This is a genomic window from Sphaerisporangium sp. TRM90804 (assembly GCF_029846175.1).
GTDB lineage: Bacteria > Actinomycetota > Actinomycetes > Streptosporangiales > Streptosporangiaceae > Sphaerisporangium.
Window position 1 is genome coordinate 20,836 of record NZ_JARWAC010000011.1, and the last position, 18,710, is coordinate 39,545.

Annotated in this window: 15 protein-coding genes; 12 read left to right on the top strand and 3 right to left on the bottom strand. The window is 72.5% G+C overall.

Annotated elements, in window-relative coordinates; all coding sequences use genetic code 11:
• Positions 1 to 114: 114 nt before the first annotated feature.
• Positions 115 to 2,091, bottom strand: coding sequence for an acetate--CoA ligase (acs, locus tag PYR91_RS14915; RefSeq protein WP_279780400.1), 1,977 nt, complete (start codon positions 2,089 to 2,091; stop codon positions 115 to 117).
• A 408-nt stretch (positions 2,092 to 2,499) separates the two neighbouring features.
• On the opposite strand from acs, the gene PYR91_RS14920 reads away from it, so the two are divergent.
• From PYR91_RS14920 to PYR91_RS14955, 8 genes are all read left to right on the top strand, one after another.
• Positions 2,500 to 3,288 (top strand): oxidoreductase, encoded by a 789-nt coding sequence (locus PYR91_RS14920; RefSeq protein ID WP_279780401.1) that lies wholly within the window; start codon positions 2,500 to 2,502, stop codon positions 3,286 to 3,288.
• Positions 3,289 to 4,109: 821 nt separating this feature from the next.
• A complete protein-coding gene (ssd, locus tag PYR91_RS14925) occupies positions 4,110 to 5,150 on the top strand; it encodes a septum site-determining protein Ssd (protein WP_279780402.1) in 1,041 nt (346 codons plus the stop codon).
• A 143-nt stretch (positions 5,151 to 5,293) separates the two neighbouring features.
• Complete coding sequence (locus PYR91_RS14930; protein WP_279780403.1) at positions 5,294 to 6,460, top strand: TadA family conjugal transfer-associated ATPase; 1,167 nt, start codon at positions 5,294 to 5,296, stop codon at positions 6,458 to 6,460.
• 270 nt (positions 6,461 to 6,730) lie between these two features.
• The gene (locus PYR91_RS14935) at positions 6,731 to 7,471 is read left to right on the top strand and encodes a type II secretion system F family protein (protein ID WP_279780404.1); all 741 of its coding nucleotides are present in this window, start codon (positions 6,731 to 6,733) and stop codon (positions 7,469 to 7,471) included.
• A 491-nt stretch (positions 7,472 to 7,962) separates the two neighbouring features.
• Positions 7,963 to 8,544, top strand: coding sequence for a type II secretion system F family protein (locus tag PYR91_RS14940; RefSeq protein ID WP_279780405.1), 582 nt, complete (start codon positions 7,963 to 7,965; stop codon positions 8,542 to 8,544).
• Between the two features lie 277 nt (positions 8,545 to 8,821).
• Positions 8,822 to 9,091: a DUF4244 domain-containing protein gene (locus PYR91_RS36400; RefSeq protein ID WP_347943131.1), complete on the top strand. Its 270-nt coding sequence runs from the start codon at positions 8,822 to 8,824 to the stop codon at positions 9,089 to 9,091.
• 123 nt (positions 9,092 to 9,214) lie between these two features.
• Positions 9,215 to 9,559 carry a TadE family type IV pilus minor pilin gene (locus tag PYR91_RS14950; RefSeq protein ID WP_347943132.1) on the top strand — a complete coding sequence of 115 codons (345 nt, stop codon included), beginning with the start codon at positions 9,215 to 9,217 and terminating at the stop codon, positions 9,557 to 9,559.
• A gap of 244 nt (positions 9,560 to 9,803) precedes the next feature.
• A complete protein-coding gene (locus tag PYR91_RS14955; protein ID WP_279780768.1) occupies positions 9,804 to 10,166 on the top strand; it encodes an Rv3654c family TadE-like protein in 363 nt (120 codons plus the stop codon).
• 462 nt (positions 10,167 to 10,628) lie between these two features.
• On the opposite strand, the gene PYR91_RS14960 is transcribed toward PYR91_RS14955, so the two are convergent.
• Positions 10,629 to 13,025, bottom strand: coding sequence for a DEAD/DEAH box helicase (locus PYR91_RS14960; protein WP_279780407.1), 2,397 nt, complete (start codon positions 13,023 to 13,025; stop codon positions 10,629 to 10,631).
• A gap of 155 nt (positions 13,026 to 13,180) precedes the next feature.
• Between PYR91_RS14960 and PYR91_RS14965 the strand changes: the two genes are divergently transcribed.
• From PYR91_RS14965 to PYR91_RS14980, 4 genes are all read left to right on the top strand, one after another.
• Positions 13,181 to 13,531 (top strand): STAS domain-containing protein, encoded by a 351-nt coding sequence (locus PYR91_RS14965; RefSeq protein WP_030456213.1) that lies wholly within the window; start codon positions 13,181 to 13,183, stop codon positions 13,529 to 13,531.
• A 2-nt stretch (positions 13,532 to 13,533) separates the two neighbouring features.
• A complete protein-coding gene (locus PYR91_RS14970) occupies positions 13,534 to 14,004 on the top strand; it encodes an ATP-binding protein (protein ID WP_279780408.1) in 471 nt (156 codons plus the stop codon).
• Between the two features lie 501 nt (positions 14,005 to 14,505).
• Positions 14,506 to 16,842: a sodium-translocating pyrophosphatase gene (locus PYR91_RS14975; RefSeq protein WP_279780409.1), complete on the top strand. Its 2,337-nt coding sequence runs from the start codon at positions 14,506 to 14,508 to the stop codon at positions 16,840 to 16,842.
• A 74-nt stretch (positions 16,843 to 16,916) separates the two neighbouring features.
• On the top strand, positions 16,917 to 17,399 hold the full coding sequence (locus PYR91_RS14980) for a histidine phosphatase family protein (protein ID WP_279780410.1): 483 nt from the start codon (positions 16,917 to 16,919) through the stop codon (positions 17,397 to 17,399).
• Between the two features lie 30 nt (positions 17,400 to 17,429).
• On the opposite strand, the gene serB is transcribed toward PYR91_RS14980, so the two are convergent.
• Positions 17,430 to 18,668 carry a phosphoserine phosphatase SerB gene (serB, locus tag PYR91_RS14985; RefSeq protein WP_279780411.1) on the bottom strand — a complete coding sequence of 413 codons (1,239 nt, stop codon included), beginning with the start codon at positions 18,666 to 18,668 and terminating at the stop codon, positions 17,430 to 17,432.
• Positions 18,669 to 18,710: the final 42 nt, after the last annotated feature.

The window sequence follows — 18,710 nt, forward strand, 5'->3', positions numbered from 1 at the left end:
TGGGACGCGACCGGCGCGGACCCGTCTTGCGGATCCGCGCCGGTGCGCGCCGCCGCGCGCCGCTCGGCCGCTCAGGTGACGGCCGTCCGTGCCCGGCCGGGCGGCGTCAGGGCGTCAGTCCTCGCTCTTGGCCGAGGGCAGCTTCTCGGAGATCAGGCTCATCACCGAGCTGTCGGCCAGCGTGGTGACGTCGCCGATGCTGCGGTTCTCCGCGACGTCGCGCAGCAGGCGGCGCATGATCTTGCCGGATCGGGTCTTGGGCAGCTCGGGCACGACCAGGATCTGCCGGGGCTTGGCGATCGGGCCGAGCGCCTTGGACACGTGGGCCCGCAGCTCCTGGGCGACCTCCGCGCCGTCGACGGCGCTGCCGCGCAGGATGACGAACGCCACGATGGCCTGCCCGGTGATCGGGTCGGTGGCGCCCACGACCGCCGCCTCGGCGACCTTCGGGTGCGACACCAGCGCCGACTCCACCTCCGTGGTGGAGATGTTGTGCCCGGACACCAGCATGACGTCGTCGACCCGCCCGAGCAGCCACAGGTCGCCGTCGGAGTCGCGCTTGGCGCCGTCCCCGGGGAAGTACATGCCCTCGAAGCGCGACCAGTAGGTGTCGGCGTAGCGCTTGTCGTCGCCCCAGATGCCGCGCAGCATCGACGGCCACGGCTCGCGGACGACCAGGAAGCCGCCGCCGCCGTCGGGCACCGACTCGCCGAGGTCGTCGACGACGTCGGCCACGATGCCGGGGAGCGGGCGCATGGCCGCGCCCGGCTTGGCGGCCGTCACGCCGGGCAGCGGGCTGATCATGATGGCGCCCGTCTCGGTCTGCCACCAGGTGTCCACAACCGGGCACCGGTTGCCGCCGATGTGCTCGCGGTACCAGACGTACGCCTCGGGGTTGATCGGCTCGCCGACCGACCCCAGCACCCGCAGCGTGGACATGTCGTGCTTCGCGGGGATGTCGTCGCCCCACTTCATGAACGTACGGATCGCGGTGGGGGCGGTGTAGAGGATCGTGACGCCGTACTTCTGCACGATCTCCCAGAACCGGCCCTTGTGCGGGGTGTCGGGCGTGCCCTCGTAGATGACGCTGGTGGCGCCGTTGGCGAGCGGGCCGTACACGATGTACGAGTGGCCGGTGACCCAGCCGATGTCGGCCGTGCACCAGTAGACGTCGGTCTCCGGCTTCAGGTCGAAGACGGCGCTGTGGGTCCAGGCCGTCTGGGTGAGGTAGCCGCCGGTGGTGTGCAGGATGCCCTTGGGCTTACCGGTCGTGCCGCTGGTGTACAGGATGTACAGCGGGTCTTCGGCGTCGTGCTGCACGGGGTCGTGCCGGTCGCTCTGCCGGTCGACCACGTCGTGCCACCAGACGTCCTTGGCGGTCTGCTCCACCTCCTGGCCGGTCCTGCGCACCACGAGGACGTGCTCGATGCCGGGGCACTCGGCGACGGCCTCGTCCACCGTCGGCTTGAGCGCGCTGGGCGCTCCCCTGCGGTAGCCGCCGTCCGCCGTGATGACGAGCTTGGCGTCGGCGTCCTTGATGCGGCCGCTCAGCGCGCTCGCGGAGAAGCCGCCGAACACCACCGAGTGGATGGCGCCGATGCGGGCGCAGGCCAGCATGGCGATCGGCAGCTCGGGGATCATGGGCATGTAGATCGCGACTCGGTCGCCCTTGCCGACGCCGAGCTCGGTCAGCGCGTTGGCGGCCTTGCTCACCTCACGCAGCAGGTCGGCGTAGGTCAGGGTGCGGGTGTCGCCCTCGGGCTCGCCCTCCCAGTGGTAGGCGACCTTGTCGCCGCGCCCCGCCTCGACGTGGCGGTCGACGCAGTTCTGCGCGACGTTCAGCGTGCCGCCGACGAACCACTTGGCGAAGGGCGGGGTCCACTCGAGGGTGGTGTCCCAGCGCCGTCCCCAGTCGAGCCGCTCGGCCGCCCGCTCCCAGAAGGCGAGACGGTCGGACGCCGCCTCCTCATAGGCCTCCGCCGTGACGTTCGCGGCCGAGGCCAACTCCGCCGGGGGCTCGAAGCGCCGCGTCTCACGCAGCAGGTTCGACAGGGTCTCCTGGGTCTCGCGACCAGGGGTTTCCGGGGCCACAACGTACTCCTTCACATGGCCTGGACCGATTGGGCTGGTCCCCACTTCACCAGGCTGGGGGCGAGGGGGACAAGGGGGGGACGAACCCGCCGGCCCGGCCGGACGCCTTCACAACAACCTTGACGGGGAGTCACAAAAGCTGCGGATTCGATGCGGAAATGATATCGAAGGGTAAATGGGGGGAACGCAAGAGCGTTAATCCGCTGTCCTCGTTGAACGGTGCGAACCGAGCGCCGAGCGGTTCGTGAGATCGGCGGCCGTCGGCCGCGCTGACCGTTCTCTGACCGAATGCTGACACGTTCCGGCTCTTGGCGCCATCTCGAAGGTCGCGGCCTTGTCTGTTCTTGACCCGCCGTCGACGTCGGCCGCCGCGAGTCCCGGGCCTACCGGCGGGTAAGGTCGGGGGTCGTGAGCGATCCACTGGCTGTCATCGCCGGGCTTCCCGGGGTTCCGGAGGTCGTCCAGGACGCCCGTACGGCGGTCGACCGGCTGTACAGGCACCGGATGCTGCGGCGGCGCGGGCCCGAGGTCTCCGCCGAGTCGGCCCTGCGCGGAGCGCGGGCGTCGGCGGCCCTGGAGGGGGAGGACATCCCGCTCGCGGTGCTGCGGTCGGGCGAGGCGGTCTCCGCCGTCGCCCAGGGCGCGCTGCGCGCGTCGGCCGAGGCGGGGAGGCTCGGCAAGGTCTGGCGCACCGCCCCGCGCCAGGTGCTGGCCCGCCTGCACGCGCTGGCCGCGGCCGGTCTGACCGAGGACGACGACCTGCTCGGGCGGCCCCGTACCGGTGCGGCGGCGTCCGATCCGCTGGGGCTGGGCCCCGCGCCGGAGGCCGAGGCCGCCGCCGTCCGCGTCGCCTCGCTGGCCGGCCTGGTGACCGGCCCGTCCGCGGCGCCCGCGCTGGTGCTCGCGGCCATCGTCCACGCCGAGCTCGCCGTGCTGCGCCCGTTCGGGACGGCGGACGGCCTGGTGGCGCGGGCGGCCGAGCGGCTCACGCTGGTGGAGTTCGGGCTGGACCCGAAGTCGCTGGTGGCCGTGGAGGTCGGGCACGCCGCTCTGGGCGAGGCGTACGGCGAGAGCCTGCGGGGCTACCTGAAGGGCACCGCCGAGGGGGTCGCGGGCTGGGTGCGGCACTGCGCGTCGGCCGTGGAGCTGGGCGCCCGCGAGGCGACCGCCATCTGCGAGGCGCTGCAACGCGGCTGAGTGGCTGTTTCGACGGCCAAAGCAAACGGCGTCCCTTGGAGGGACGCCGTCGCCAGTACGCCACGCCGGGTTACCAAGCGTGCACCTCATATTCGTCGGACGGGACAAGCCCGTCCTGACGCGCCTCCCGCGGCTGGTCGCGCGTGGGTACCCGGTGGCCGTACTCGAACACTCGGTCCGTGACTTCTTTCTACGACTAAACCCGCCTGTTGGGAACCCCCCGGTCAAGAGCTTTACCGACTTCTGGACGACCATGCCGCCGTGGCCCGGGGCTTTCACGCGCGGCACGGCCTCCCCGGCCGCCCCGGCGGTGAAGCCTTCACCGGTCACCGTGGGTGACCGGCGTCCCGGCGCGATTTCCCGGGCACTTCTGGTGACCACACCGCTACGGCCGAAAAAAAGCGGGGAAAATCAGAGATTGCGCCTCGACGGAACTCCAGTTCATCGGGCACCATACGGGTGGTGTCCACATGACCGTGGCGATGGGCGATCGGGATATCCATTGCCTTCCCACGCCGCCCCGCACACGGTGTTGAAAGCTTTCTTCTGAAACAGGCCCGGCTCTACCCCCCCGGAGCCGGACCTCCAGGCGACCCCCGCTCTCCCCCCCGGCGGGGGTCGCCCTTTTCTCCCCCTCCACCCGCCGGCCGCGGCACTTATCCACAGAACCACGCTCGACCGGATCGGTGGCGCGTCGCTTCAGCAGGGTGGGTCTCGCATCGCCCGCCGGCCGCGGCACTTATCCACAGAACCGCGCTCGGCCGGATCGGCGGGGCGTCGCTTCAGCAGGGTGGGTCTCCCAACGACAGGGAGGCCACCGCATGCACCGCCCCTTGGTGATCACCGAAGACCAGGAGCTGCTCGACGACCTGCTGCGCATCGCCGCGGCGGCCGGGGTCGAGCTGGACGTCGCGCACGCCGCGGTCCATGCCCGGCCCTACTGGCGGCGCGCCCCGCTCGTCGTCGTGGGCGCCGATGCCGCCGACGCGCTCGCGGTCAGCGCACCGCCGCCCCGGCAGGGCGTGCTCCTGGTCACGCGCGTGGCCGACGATCCGGCCGTCTGGCGCCGGTGCGTCGCCGTCGGCGCCCACACCGTCCTCGAACTGCCCGAGGCCGAACGGCGGCTGGTCGACGAGTTCGCCGAGGCGTCGGAGCCGGCGGTCAGGGCCGGCCGCACCCTGTGCGTCGTCGGCGGCAGCGGCGGTGCGGGTGCGAGCGTGCTCGCCGCGTCGCTCGCCCTGCTCGGGGCCAGGCGCGGCCTGCGCACCCTGCTGGTGGACGCCGACCCGCTCGGCGGCGGCATCGACGTCGTCCTCGGCCAGGAGCGGGCCACCGGCGCCCGCTGGCCCGATGTCGCCGAGCGTGAGGGCCGCGTCAGCTTCGCCGCCCTGCAGGAGGCCCTGCCCACGATCGGGGAGCTGACGGTCCTGTCCTGGCATCGCGGCGAGTCCCCGCCCATCCCGCCCGAGGCCATGCGCGCCGTGCTGGAGGCCGCCCACCGGGGGTGCGACCTCGTGGTGGTCGACCTCCCGCGCCACGTGGGGCCCGCCGAAGCCGAGGCGTTGTCCCGCGCGGTCGCCACCCTGCTGCTCGTCCCCGCCGACGTGCGCGGGGTCCTCGCCGCCTCCCAGATGCTCATCGAGCTGCGCCGCCACACGTCGGCCCTGCGTGTGGTCGTCCGCGACGGCTCCCTGCGCCCCGATGTCGTCGCCACCACCCTCGGCGTCCCCTCCGCCGGTGTCCTGCCCAGCCAACGAGGCGTGACCGACGCCTTGAACAGAGGCGACGCCCCACCCCTGCCCCCCAAATCCCCGCTGGCCCGCCTGTGCGCCGAGCTCCTCACCACCTTGGCCGCCGAATGACCCCCGCCCCGACCCCCCGGAACCACAGCCGCCCCGCCCCCCGCGAGCGCATGCCGCCGAGCCCGCTCGCGGGCGAGGCGCCCCCGGGCGGCGGTTCGGGCCGTGCGGCGTCCGGGATCGGGGTCGATCGTGAGGGAGTGCAGATGGGTGGCCTGATCCGAGGGGTGACGGTCTCACCCGATCTCGTGGAGGCCGTTAGGGTTCGGCTGGCGAAGGCGGGGGCGGCGCCCACCGCGTCGCAGGTGGCGGCGGCGCTTCGCGCCGAGCGGGCCGTGCTGGGAGACGCGGAGATCCTCGCGGTCGCCCGCGCCCTGCGTGCCGACCTGATCGGGGCGGGGCCGCTGGAGCCGCTGCTCGCCGAGCCCGACGTGACCGACGTCCTGGTGAACGGCGCCCGCGAGGTCTGGGTCGACGACGGGCTCGGCCTGCGGCGCACGCCGGTCACCTTCCCGAGCGACGACGAGGTGCGGCGGCTCGCCCAGCGCCTCGCCGCGGCGGCGGGAAGACGTCTCGACGACGCCTGCCCCTACGTCGACGCCCGCCTGTCCGGCGGCGTGCGGCTGCACGCCGTCCTGCCGCCGGTCTCCTCGGAAGGGCCGTGCCTGTCCCTCAGGCTGCCGCCCCGCCGGAGCTTCACCCTGGAGGATCTCGTCCCCGGCGAGGGCGCCGCCGCCGTCCGCGCGCTGGTCGCCGCCCGCCTCGCCTTCCTGGTGACCGGCGGCACCGGAACCGGGAAGACCACCCTTCTGTCGGCCCTGCTGTCACAGGCCCACCCGGCCGAGCGGCTGATCCTCGTGGAGGACTCCGCCGAGCTGCGCCCCCTGCACCCGCACGTCGTCCGCCTGGAGACCCGGCCGCCCAACCTGGAAGGCGCCGGCGGAGTCACCCTGCGCGACCTCGTCCGCCAGGCGCTCCGCATGCGCCCCGACCGCCTGGTGGTCGGCGAGGTCCGGGGTTTCGAGGTTGTGGATCTCCTCGCGGCCATGAACACCGGTCACGAGGGCTGCTGCGGCACCCTGCACGCCAACAGCCCGGCCGACGTCCCAGCCCGCCTGGAGGCGCTGGCCTGCGCCGCGGGCCTCACCCGGGAAGCCGTGCACAGCCAGATCGCCGCGGCCCTGGACGTCGTCATCCACGTGGTCCGCGACCCCCGAGACGGCCACCGCAGGGTCGCCGAGATCTGCCTGATGAACCGCGCCCCCACAGGCTTCGTCCACGCCGTCCCCGCCCTGACCTTCCCGCCCCACGGCCCGCCGACCCCCGGCCCTGCCCTGCCCGCCCTCAGGACCAGAGCGCCGGGGTTGCCGTGAGCGCGCTCCCGACAGCGGGGCCCGCTGAGCATGGGCCCTGGTCTTTGTGGACGGGGCCCGATATCTCCCCGCGCTCGGCGCCATCGGGCCAGGCCTTGCCCGCCGACAGGGCCAGAGCGCCGGGGCTGCTGTGACCGTGCTCCTGGCGGCGAGGCTGTTGAGCAGGGGGGCGGTGTGGTCGTGGGCGGAGCCCGCTATCTTCCCGCCTCGCGGCCCGGTGTCTTCCGGCCCGGCCTTGCCCGCCCTCAGGGCCAGAGCGCTGGGGCTCCTGTGAGCGTGCTCTTGGTGGCGGGGCTGTTGAGCATGGGGGCGGTGTGGCTGTGGACGGGGCCCGATCGGGCGACGGTCCGGGTGGCGGCCCTGGCGCGAGGTTCTGGGGCAGGGCTGTGGCGATGGCCGGTGGGGCTGGTTCGGCTGTGGGAGCGCCCCAGCCGGGCGCGGCAGGCGGCCGCGTGGCGGCTGGCGTCGATCGATCTCTGCCAGGGCATCGTGGCCGAGCTGTCCGCCGGCCGCACGCCCGGAGAGGCGCTGGCCAGGGCGGTGTCGACGCTTGAGGCGCCCGATCCCGGTCTGCTGCGGCCGGTGGTCGCGATCGCGCGAGATGGCGGGGACGTCGCCGCCGCCCTCGTGCGCGCGGCTGCCGAGAACGGTGGCGAGGGCCTGCGCAGGCTGGCCGCGTGCTGGAGGGTGAGCCTCGGTGTGGGCGGCGGGCTGGCCGCGTTGATCGAGCGGGTCGCGGTGTCGCTGCGCGAGGCCGAGGCCCACCGTGCCGAGGTCGCGGCCCAGCTCGCGGGGCCTCGCTCCACGGCACGGCTGCTCGCCTTCCTTCCACTGCTCGGGCTGCTGCTCGCCGCGGGCCTCGGCCTGCGTCCCCTGTCGTTCCTCTTCGGCGGCCCGGCCGGTCTCGCATGCCTCGTCGCCGGCATCGCGTTGGACCTCGCCGGCCTCTGGTGGACCAACCGCCTGGCACACCACGCCCAACGCCTGCACCCGCCCACCCCCACGCCCTGACGTTCTGAGATCGGCGCGGAGGATCTCGGTGGCGGAGGTCACGGTCGACGTTCCAGGCGCGACGGAGAGCGTGAGCGTGTTGCCGGCATCGGGGCTTGCGGCTCTGCCGGGGTCGTGTGGCCGGGGTCGTGTCGACGAGGGCGGGCGCTTGCGTGGTCGGTCGACGTGTCGGGGTGTCGAGGCGGGTGGAGCGCCTGGTGCGTTTCGCGCCCGGGGCCCGCGGTTCTGTCGGGTGGTGTGGCCGGGGGGAGTCGATGAGGTCTGCGGCCGGCGTGATCGGTCGTCGGGTCGGGGTGGCGAGGGAGGAGGAGAGCGTGAGTGTGCTGTTGGCGTCTGGGCTCGCGGCTTTGTCGGGGTGGTTGTGGCCGGGGCGTGTCGATGAGGGCCTACGGCTGGCGTGGATGACGGGGACGACTTCGAGGGGTGGGGGGCGCCCGGCCGCCGCAGGTCAGGGTGCGAAGCCGTCGGCTCGGTGGTTGAGCGGCGAGCCGATGACGGTGGTTCTGGCCATGCTGGCGGGTCTTCTGGTCGTCGGCGGTGCGCCGGGGCTGGTGGTGGGGGCATGTGCCGGTGGGGCGGCGGTGGTGGTCGTCCGCCGCCGGGAGCCGGTCGAGGTCCGGCACAGGCGTGCCCGCCTGGTGGCCGACCTGCCCTTCGCGGCGGACGTCATGGTGGCCTGTCTCCGGGCCGGGCAACCGGTCACCGGTGCGGTCGAGACGGCGGCCGACGCCGTGGGCGGGCCCCTGGGGGACAGTCTGGCCTGGGTGGGCGGCCAGTTACGGCTGGGGGCCGCGCCAGAGGCGGCCTGGTCGGCACTCAAGGGCGACCGTGCGCTCTCCGGCCTGGTGCTCGGCATGACCCGGGCCGCGTCGAGCGGAGCGCCCGTGGCCGACGTGCTGACCCGCCTCGCCGACGACGCGCGCAGGAAAGGGCGGGCCGAGGCGTCCGCCGCCGCGAGACGCGCGGGAGTCCAGGTGGTCGCTCCCCTCGGGCTCTGCTTCCTGCCCGCCTTCGTCCTGCTCGGCATCGTCCCCGTCGTCGCGGGACTTGCCGGTCAGGTCTTCGGCCGCTGAACCGCTCGATGTACGTGCTCCGCCGAGTTATCCACAGAATCGCGCTCGGCCCAGATGGCTTCTTCCGGTTGCGACACCCTGGTTTCACCTGGTGAGAGCGGTGCGGATGATCCGCACGGCTCACGATGACTCAAGGGAGAGGCCGATGCACAGGTGCGTTAAGGAGCCCATCCGGCACACGCCGCGAGCGGTGGCTCCGAGGGACAGCTCAGCCGCCCGGCATCGGCGGCCGGCGCCGCGCTGCCGGGTCCGCAAGCCGGCCCACAGGCTCGCACTCATGGGACGCCGGCTCGCCATGGCGACCGGCAGGCTCGGCCTGATCTCACGCGGGTTCGGCCTGATCTCATGCCGGTTCGCCGCGACGGGCCGCAAGCTGGTGACCACCGCCCGCGTCCGGTCCGAGGCGGGCATGTCCACGGCCGAGTACGCGGTGGGAACCATCGCCGCCTGTGCTTTCGCCGGTCTGCTCTTCAAGATCGTGACCAGCCCCGAGATCCGGAAGATGCTGTCCGACCTCATCGCCCGCGCGCTCAAGTTGGCCGGCTGACATGGACGCCCCCCGGCATCGGTTCCAACCCGCGTCGCCGGTTGGGCGGGTACTGGTGTGAGGGGGGTGCGGCGGGCGAGGGGGTGGCGGTCCGAGGTTGGGGCGGTCACGGCGGAGACGGCTGTGGCGCTTCCCGCGCTGGTGCTTGTCCTGGGGGTCGCTCTGTGGGCGGTCGCGGCCGTGGGGGTGCAGCTTCAGTGCGTCGACGCGGCTCGCGCCGGGGCGAGGGCGGCAGCCAGGGGGGAGTCCCTCGACGCGGTGCATCGAGCGGTGGCGCGCGCGGCACCTCCCGGTGCTGTCGTCAGCGTCAGCCGTGACCTTGGACTGAGCCGGGTCACCGTCACCGCGACGCTGCGTCCCAGCTGGGCGGTGGCCGTCCCCGAGCTGCCCCTGCGAGCCACGGCGACGTCCGCGACCGAGCCCGGAGCGGGGACGCCCGCCTCGGCGACGCAGGTGCCGCACTGGTAGCGGTCGGAAGGATGACGCGGGTGATGGGCGGAGGGGCGGTGTATGTGCGACGAGAGGAGTCGGGGGGTGGTGAGGAGTCTGGGGTGATGGGGAGCCGCGATGGCTATGCGGCTGAGGAGTCGAGGGGTGATGGGGGAGGTCGGGGAACGTGCGGCGCGAGGAGTCGAGCGGTGGTGATCGAGGGAGGGGGGTGAGGGTGTGGCGTGAGGAGTCGAGGGGTGGTGGTCGAGGGAGGGGGGTGAGGGTGTGGCGTGAGGAATCGAGGGGTGGTGATCGAGGGGCGGGGACGGTCTGGGTTCTGGCCTTGATGGGGCTGGTGTGGGTGTCGGCCGTGGCGTTGGTGCTCGTGGGGTCGGCTCGGGTGGCTCGGCATCGTGCCCAGTCGGCGGCTGATCTCAGTGCTCTGGCGGCGGCGGTGCACGCGTTGGCCGCTCCCGAGAAGGCGTGCGGGCATGCTCGTCGGCTCGCCACGGCGAACCACGCGTCCCTGAGGCGGTGTGTCGTGCGAGCCGGGGTCGTGGACGTCAAGGTCGCCGCCCGGTTCGTCCTTCCCGGCCTGGACGGCCCCCTGGAGGCCGAAGCGGAGGCCCGCGCCGGCCCCCGGTGAGGGCCGCGATCAGCCCCGCTCCCCCTCGACAGTGCCGGTCTCAGTGGCCAGGGAAGGCGGCGGCTTGGCGTCCAAGAGTTCGGGTCCCTACCCGGTCACCCTGGCGCGCCGGTGCCCGTGGCCCGCGACGCTGGGGACGGTAAGGCTGCCCGCCACCTCCACTCTCGACCACGCCCGCCATCTCGCCGCTCTCAGTGGCGCTGACTCAGCGGCATCGGGCTCTGTGTGGCATCAAGTCCTGCGTGTCCCGCTCTTTGTGGTGTTCGGTCCGGTGCGGGGGTCCGGTGCGGTGCGGTGTCGGGTGTGCGCGGGGGTCCGGTGCGGTGTCGGGTGTGCGCGGGGGTCCGGTGCGGTGTCGGGTGTGGGCGGGGGTCCGGTGCGGTGCGGTGTCGGGTGTGGGCGGGGGTCTGGTGCGGTGCGGTGTCGGGTGTGCGCGGGTGTTCGGCTGGTGCGGCTTCGGGGCTATGTGGGCGGTCGGCGCTGCGGGGCGTCGGGGGGCGTTGGGCCTGGGTGGACGGCGGTGGGGTTGGGGGTGGGGGGCGGGGTGGGGAGGAGGGTGTCGAGGAGGGTTATGGCGCCTTGTTTGTCCAAGGGGTCGTTGCCGTTGCCGCATTTGGGGGACTGGATGCAGGAGGGGCAGCCGCGGTCGCATTCGCAGGACGCTATGGCCTCGCGGGTGGCGGTCAGCCACTCGTGGGCTCGGGAGTAGCCGCGTTCGGCGAAGCCGGCGCCGCCTTCGTGGCCGTCGTAGACGAAGACGGTGAGGAGGCCGGTGTCCATGTGGAGTTCGGTGGACACGCCGCCGATGTCCCAGCGGTCGCAGGTGGCGAACAGCGGGAGCAGGCCGATGGCGGCGTGCTCGGCCGCGTGGGCGGCGCCGCCCAGGTGGAAGCCCTCGGCGAGCAAAGGCGCCACCGAGGAGTCCGGCAGCGTCCACCAGACCGCGCGGGTGCGCAGGGTGCGGGGCGGCAGGTCCAGCGGCTCCTCGCCGAGCACCTCGCCGGAGTGGACGCGGCGCTTCAGGAAGGACACCACCTGTCTGGTGACCTCCACGGTGCCGAAGTGCAGCTCGCCGGGGCCGAGGGGCTGTGAGCGCAGGGACTCCAGCACCGAGATGTCGGTGACGTCCCTGGCGAAGGTGGAGTAGTCGGGCTCGGCGGAGGAGACGAGTGCGACGCCCGCGTCCAGGTCGAGCAGCTCGACCAGGTAGGTCTCGCCCTGGTGGATGTGGACGGCGCCGGTGTGCACGGCCGTGTGGGCGGACGGCTCGTCCACGGTGCCGAGCAGGCGGCCGGTGGCCGCCTCGACCACCTGCACGGGCGCCCCGCCCGAGCCCCTGATGTCGGCGAGGTCGGCCGCCCGCTCCCGCCGCGTCCAGAACCACCCCTGCGGGCGGCGCCGGAGCATGCCACGGGCCACGAGGTCGTCCAGCGCGGCCCCGGACGCCGGGCCGAAGACGGCGAGGTCGTCCTCGGTGAGCGGGATCTCGGCCGCCGCCGCGCACAGGTGCGGCCCGAGCACGTACGGGTTGTCGGGGTCGAGCACGATCGCCTCCACCGGCCGCCCGAACAGCGCCTCCGGGTGGTGGACGAGGTAGGTGTCCAGCGGGTCGTCCCGCGCGATCAGCACGGCGAGGGCGTCCTGGCCGTCACGCCCGGCGCGGCCCGCCTGCTGCCACAGCGAGGCCCGTGTGCCCGGCCATCCCGCGATCAGCACGGCGTCCAGGCCCGAGACGTCGATGCCGAGCTCCAGCGCGCTGGTCGTGGCCAGACCCATGATCGCGCCCGACCGCAGCCCCTTCTCGAGCAGGCGCCTGTCCTCGGCGAGATAACCGGCCCGGTAGGCGGCCACCCGGGCCGGCAGCTCGGGGGAGACCTCCCCCAGGTGGTCGCGGGCGATCAGCGACACCATCTCGGCGGCCCGGCGCGACCGGACGAAGGCGAGCGTGCGCACGTCGTCCACCACGAGGTCGGACAGCAGGTCGGCGGTCTCCGCGGTCACCGTGCGCCGGACCGGAGCGCCCCCCTCGCCCCGCAGGTCGGTCAGGGGCGGCTCCCAGAGCGCGAAAGTGGTGGAACCCCGGGGAGAGGCGTCCGTCGTCACCTCGGCCATCTCAAGGCCTGTCAGGCGCATCGCCGCGGTCGCGGGGTCGCTCACCGTGGCGGAGACGAGCACGAACACCGGTTCCGCGCCGTATCTTCCGCAGATGCGGCGAAGGCGCCGGAGGATCTGCGCCACGTGCGACCCGAACACCCCCCGGTACCCGTGGCACTCGTCGACGACCACCAGCCGCAGGCGCCGCCAGAACGACGACCAGGCCGAGTGGCGCGGCAGCATCGACCGATGAAGCATGTCGGGGTTGGTCAGCACGTAGTTGGCGTGTTTGCGTACCCACTGGCGCTCGTCGGGCGGGGTGTCCCCGTCGTAGGTCGCCGGGCGCACCTGGGCGAGCTTCAGGTCGCGCACCGAGCGGAGCTGGTCGGCGGCGAGCGCCTTGGTCGGTGTGAGATACAGCACCGACCCCCCTGACAGGATCTCCGACACGGCCGGCACCAGGTAGGCGAGTGATTTTCCCGACGCCGTCCCCGTGGAGATGATCACGTTTCGGCCACGGTGCGCGTGCTCTGCCGCCGTGGCCTGGTGCTCCCAAAGGCCGTCGACACCGAGGTTTCGCAGACGGCTGACAAGAAGCTCGCCCACCCACTCCGGCCATCGCGCTTCACCCGCCTGACGTGCGGGAACGTGCTCTATATGCGTGACGCGCTCCCGACGCGCGGGGGTCGCGAGCAGGCGAGCCAGCGGGGGGCCGGCCCGACGTGAGGGTGATGTAGTCGGAGTCACTGGTTTCCAGTTTGGCATCTTGGGGGAGAGTCGCCCGGAGTCGTGATTTCGTATAGACACGAAGGCGGGGCGTGGTTGAATGCCGCGCGTCAGGGTATTGCGCGCTGGGACTTGGGGTCCCAGCATGTCAGACCCCTCGTCGTGGACTCAGCAGGCAAGGCGCTGGAGGATCTGTGGATCTGAAGTTGGACCACCGTACTGAAGACAGACTCACCATCGTGGAAGTCGAGGGTGAGATCGACGTCTATACCGCGCCGAGGCTGCGAGAGCTGCTGATCGACCTGGTCAACAAGGGTAACTTCCACCTTCTCGTCAACATGGAGAAGGTGGACTTCCTCGATTCCACTGGACTCGGTGTCCTGGTCGGCGGGCTCAAGCGCGTTCGGGCGCACGACGGCTCCCTGGAGCTCGTCTGCACGCAGGAGCGCATCCTGAAGATCTTCCGGATCACCGGTCTGACGAAGGTCTTCGGGATTTACGCCTCGGTCGAAGAGGCCAAGGAAGCTCACGGCCGAGACAAGTAGTCATGGCCACCGTCGAGCTGACGTTCAGTGCACTGCCCGCCCACGTCCGGACGGCGCGGTTGGTCGCCACGGCGATCGCCCGTCGCACGGGGGTGGCGGAGGCGCTGCTGGACGAAGTGCGGCTCGCCGTGGGGGAGGCTTGCTCGCGGGCAGTGGAGGCGCATCGCGTCCACTGCCCGGGCGAGCCCATCCGCATCGAGCTGTGCGACGATTCCGGGCGCTTCGAGGTCACCGTGACCGACTCGGCGCCCAGTGACGATCTGGAGCAGGCGTACAAGGACGAGGAAGGGCCGCCGACCGCCGTCAACGGCACGGCCCTGGCCAGCCTGCTTCCCGCGGACACGTTGATGTCGGGGTTCGGCATCGCCGTCATCGCCGCTTTGGCGGACGACGTCGAGGTCTATCCGAGCGCGAAGGGCCTGCGCATCCGCATGAGCTGGCCCGCCCACGCCACCGGCCTGACCCCCGCCTGACCCGCGGCGTGGCCTACACCGGCCACGCCCGTGCCGTGTCCCGTCCGGGCCGCCCGGCCTTTCCGCATGCCTCGCCCGCGAGGTCGGCGTGCGTCTCTTGAGCGCGCCTTCATACGCGACCGGTCCGCCCGGCCGCGGGCCTTGTCATGCCCGGCCGCCAGATGTTTCGGACATAAAGCTTCGGTAATAACCGCGTGGCCGTAACGTGACCGTCGATCGCGCAAGCACTGGTAAAACCACGTCGTTGCAGGGCAAAGCCTCCGCGCCTACTGGACGTAGCCCTAATTGGCTGCGAGAAGAGGCTTCATATCTGGCCTAGGCCTGCGTAGACTCCCGGCACCGGCCAAGGTTTTGTCCCCGCAGATCGACGTCGCCCTGCGGGAAGGTCTGCGGACGTTACCGGAAGCGGCACCGCCAATCCAGCTCGGATGCGCGCCGCCCCCCGAGTCTTTCGCAGCGCGGTCCGTGCTTTGGACCTACCCGTCTGGCCGAGGAGGACGGATGTCTGGGCTTTACCAAGCCGCTGACGACGCCGCAGCGGTATCCCTTAGTGGCTCCCACCTCACCATCGTGGTCGTGGTGGCCGCGGTGGCGTTGCTGGCGCTTGCCGTCGCAGGTGGTCTCGTACGCGAGGTGCTGGCCGCCGGCCAGGGCACCGAGCGCATGCAGAACATTTCGAGGGCCGTGCAGGAAGGGGCCGCCGCGTACTTGACGCGGCAGTTCCGAACGCTCGCCATTTTCGTGATTCTGATTCCTTTCGTACTTTTCCTGCTTCCCGCGGAGTCGACCGCCGTGGCGATCGGCCGCTCGGTCTTCTTCGTCATCGGCGCGGTGTTCTCCGCGCTTACCGGCTTCATCGGCATGTGGCTCGCCGTGCGCGGGAACGTCCGCGTCGCGGCCGCCGCCCGCGACCAGGGCGAGAAGGTCGCGATGCGCATCGCCTTCCGCACCGGCGGCGTGGCGGGCATGTTCACCGTCGGCCTCGGCCTGCTGGGCGCCGCCATCGTGGTGTTCGTCTACAAGGGCGACGCCCCGAGCGTCCTTGAGGGCTTCGGCTTCGGCGCCGCACTGCTCGCCATGTTCATGCGAGTCGGCGGCGGCATCTTCACCAAGGCCGCCGACGTCGGCGCCGACCTGGTCGGCAAGGTCGAGCAGGGCATTCCCGAGGACGACCCGCGCAACGCCGCCACCATCGCCGACAACGTGGGCGACAACGTCGGCGACTGCGCCGGCATGGCGGCCGACCTGTTCGAGTCCTACGCCGTCATGCTGGTGGCCAGCCTGATCCTGGGCAAGGCCGCCTTCGGCACCGAGGGCCTGGTGTTCCCGCTGATCGTCCCGATGATCGGTGTGCTCACCGCCATCGTCGGCATCTTCGCCACCGCCCCGCGCGCCGGCGACCGCAACGGGATGGCCGCCATCAACCGCGGCTTCTTCATCTCGGCGGCGATCTCGGCCGTCCTGGTGGCGGTCGCGGCCTTCGCCTACCTGCCCGGCTCCTTCGCCGAGCTCAACGGCGTCAGCCCGGCCATCGCCGGCCTCGGCTCCGACCCGCGCCTGATCGCGATCGGCGCGGTGCTGATCGGCCTGGTGCTCGCCAGCGCCATCCAGGTGCTCACGGGCTACTTCACCGAGACCAACCGCCGCCCGGTGCGGGAGATCGGCGAGAGCTCGCGCACCGGCGCCGCGACCGTCATCCTGTCGGGCATCTCGGTCGGCCTGGAGTCCGCCGTCTACTCCGCCCTGCTCATCGGCGGCGCGGTGTACGGCGCGTTCCTGCTCGGGTTCGGCAACGTCACCGTGGCGCTGTTCGCGGTGGCCCTCGCCGGCACCGGTCTCCTGACCACCGTCGGCGTGATCGTGTCCATGGACACCTTCGGCCCCGTCTCCGACAACGCCCAGGGCATCGCCGAGATGTCCGGCGACGTCGAGGGCGAGGGAGCCCGCATCCTCACCTCGCTGGACGCCGTCGGCAACACCACCAAGGCGATCACCAAGGGCATCGCGATCGCGACGGCGGTGCTCGCCGCGACCGCGCTGTTCGGAGCCTTCCGCACGGCGGTGGAGGCCCAGCTCGCGACGGCCACCGCGGACGTCAAGGCGGCGCTCGGCTCGTTCAGCACGTTCAGCCTGAGCGTCGACTCGCCGAACGTGCTCGTGGGCCTGATCATCGGCTCGGCGGTCGTGTTCCTGTTCTCCGGCCTGGCGATCAGCGCCGTGGGCCGGGCGGCCGGGCGGGTGGTGTTCGAGGTGCGCGAGCAGTTCCGCACCAAGCCGGGCATCATGGCCGGCACCGAGCTGCCCGACTACGGCCGCGTGGTGGACATCTGCACCCGCGACTCCCTGCGCGAGCTGGCCACGCCCGGCCTGCTGGCGGTCATGACGCCGATCGCCGTCGGTTTCGCCCTCGGGTACGCGCCGCTCGGCGCGTTCCTGGCGGGCGCCATCGCGGCCGGCACGCTGATGGCGGTGTTCCTCGCCAACTCCGGCGGCGCCTGGGACAACGCCAAGAAGCTGGTCGAGGACGGCCACCACGGCGGCAAGGGCTCCCAGGCCCACGAGGCGACGATCATCGGCGACACCGTCGGCGACCCGTTCAAGGACACCGCGGGCCCGGCCATCAACCCCCTGATCAAGGTGATGAACCTGGTCGCGCTGCTCGTGGCCCCCGCGGTCGTGACGTACGCGGGCAACACCGCGCTGCGCATCGGCGTGACGGTGATCGCCGTGGGCATCGTGGTCGGCGCCATCGTGGTCTCCAAGCGCCGCTCGGCGAGCATCGAGCCGGCGGCGGGCGGTGAGAGCCAGCAGATCGAGACCGAGAAGGTTTCGAGCTGATCGAACAGGCAGGCGCACGGCCACCGCCCGGGTCCGGGTGGTGGCCGTGCGCGCGTGATGGGAGGGTTCGGTAGGTGAAGACGCTCATCGCACTGCGGCACGCGAAGGCCGCGAACGTGCCGGGCCTGGCCGACAGGGAACGCCCGCTGACCGACCGCGGCGAGCGGGACGCCGGGCGGGCGGGGGAGACCCTCAAGCGGCTGGGCCTGTCGCCCGGCCTGGTGCTGTGCTCGCCGTCCGCCCGCACGCGGCGGACCACCGAGCTGGCCCTGGCCGTGCTCGCGCCGGACGCGCTCGTGCGCGTCGAGCACGACATCTACGAGGCCTACCCCGACGAGCTGCTCGAACTGGTCGGGCGGGTCGACGAGGAGGTGTCGACGCTGCTGCTGGTGGGCCACAACCCCGGCGTGCACGAGATGGTGGCCGGCCTCACGCTCACCTCCGTGGAGGAGCCGTTCCCCCCGGGCTCGTTCGCGGTGATCCGCACGGAGTCGTGGGCCGGCCTCGGCCCGGGCGACGGGCGCCTGCTGAGCCGCTGGAACCCCAAGGACCCGTGACGGGCCCTCCGGGCGCGTTCCGGGGCCGGCTCAGGCGGACGGCGGCGCGGGGACGGGGGTGGGCAGGCCGTCTTCGGCGTCGGCCGCCTCCACCTCGCCGCGGGAGATGCCCAGCAGGTACAGGATGGCGTCCAGGTAGGGGACGTTGACGGCGGCGTCCGCGGCCTGCCGCACCACCGGCTTGGCGTTGAACGCGATGCCCAGACCCGCGGCCGCGATCATGTCGAGGTCGTTGGCGCCGTCGCCGATCGCGACGGTCTGGCTGATCGGGATGCCGGCCCGCTCGGCGAAGCGCTCCAGGGCGCGCGCCTTGCCCGCGCGGTCGACGATCTCGCCGACGACCCGCCCGGTGAGCTTGCCGTTCACGACCTCCAGCGTGTTGGCGGCCGAGTAGTCGATGCCGAGCTCGGCGACGAGCCCGTCGGTGATCTGGGTGAAGCCGCCGCTGACGATGGCGAAGCGGTAGTCGAGCCGCTTGAGCGTGCGCACCAGGGTGCGGGCGCCCGGGGTGAGCACGACCTCCTGCCGGACGAGGTCGAACACGTCGTCGGAGAGGCCCTCCAGCAGCGCCACCCGCTCGCGCAGCGAGGCGGCGAAGTCGAGCTCGCCTCGCATGGCCGCGGCCGTGATCTTCTCGACCTCGTCCATGCACCCGGCGTGCCGGGCGATCAGCTCGATCACCTCGCCCTGGATGAGCGTGGAGTCGACGTCCATGACGATCAGCCGCTTGGCCCTGCGGTGGATGCCGGACCGCTGCACCGCGACGTCGACCTCCTGGAGCGCGGCCTCGGCGGTCAGCTCGGTGCGCAGCGCGGCGGGGTCGGCCCCGGAGATCGCCATCTCGATGCAGGTGACCGGCGCGGCGGCCAGGCGTTCGATGCGGTCGATGTTGGCGCCGGCGGCGGCGATGCGGCCGGCGATGCCCGCCATGGCGGCGGGCTGCAGCGGCATGCCCAGGACGGTGACGTGCAGGCGCCCCCGGCGGCGCTGCTCCCCGGCGTCGGTGCCGGTGGACAGCTCGACCTCCATGCCGATGTCGTCGGCGACCCGTTCGACGGCCGCCCACATCGCCCCCAGTGTGCCTCCGGTGCCGGTGGGCGGCCCCCCGGCGTAGGCCACCAGGACGCCGAGCGTGAGCCGGCCCCGGATGACGACCTGCTCGACATCGGCGACGGTCACGGGAAAGCCCGCCAGCACGGTGAACAACCGGGAGGTGACTCCGGGTCGGTCAGGGCCGGTGAGCGTGATCAGGAGCGTGCGCGGCTTCATCGCGCACCACGCTACCGACCGCCCCGGGCCGATGTGCAAGCG

Bases quoted from the DNA above. Each gene is read 5' to 3' on its own strand.
- ssd (WP_279780402.1), top strand. From the start codon at position 4,110: ATGCACCGCCCCTTGGTGATCACCGAAGACCAGGAGCTGCTCGACGAC.
- PYR91_RS14930 (WP_279780403.1), top strand. From the start codon at position 5,294: ATGGGTGGCCTGATCCGAGGGGTGACGGTCTCACCCGATCTCGTGGAG.
- PYR91_RS14940 (WP_279780405.1), top strand. From the start codon at position 7,963: ATGACGGTGGTTCTGGCCATGCTGGCGGGTCTTCTGGTCGTCGGCGGT.
- PYR91_RS36400 (WP_347943131.1), top strand. From the start codon at position 8,822: ATGGGACGCCGGCTCGCCATGGCGACCGGCAGGCTCGGCCTGATCTCA.
- PYR91_RS14960 (WP_279780407.1), bottom strand. From the start codon at position 13,025: ATGCCAAACTGGAAACCAGTGACTCCGACTACATCACCCTCACGTCGG.
- PYR91_RS14970 (WP_279780408.1), top strand. From the start codon at position 13,534: ATGGCCACCGTCGAGCTGACGTTCAGTGCACTGCCCGCCCACGTCCGG.
- PYR91_RS14975 (WP_279780409.1), top strand. From the start codon at position 14,506: ATGTCTGGGCTTTACCAAGCCGCTGACGACGCCGCAGCGGTATCCCTT.
- serB (WP_279780411.1), bottom strand. From the start codon at position 18,668: ATGAAGCCGCGCACGCTCCTGATCACGCTCACCGGCCCTGACCGACCC.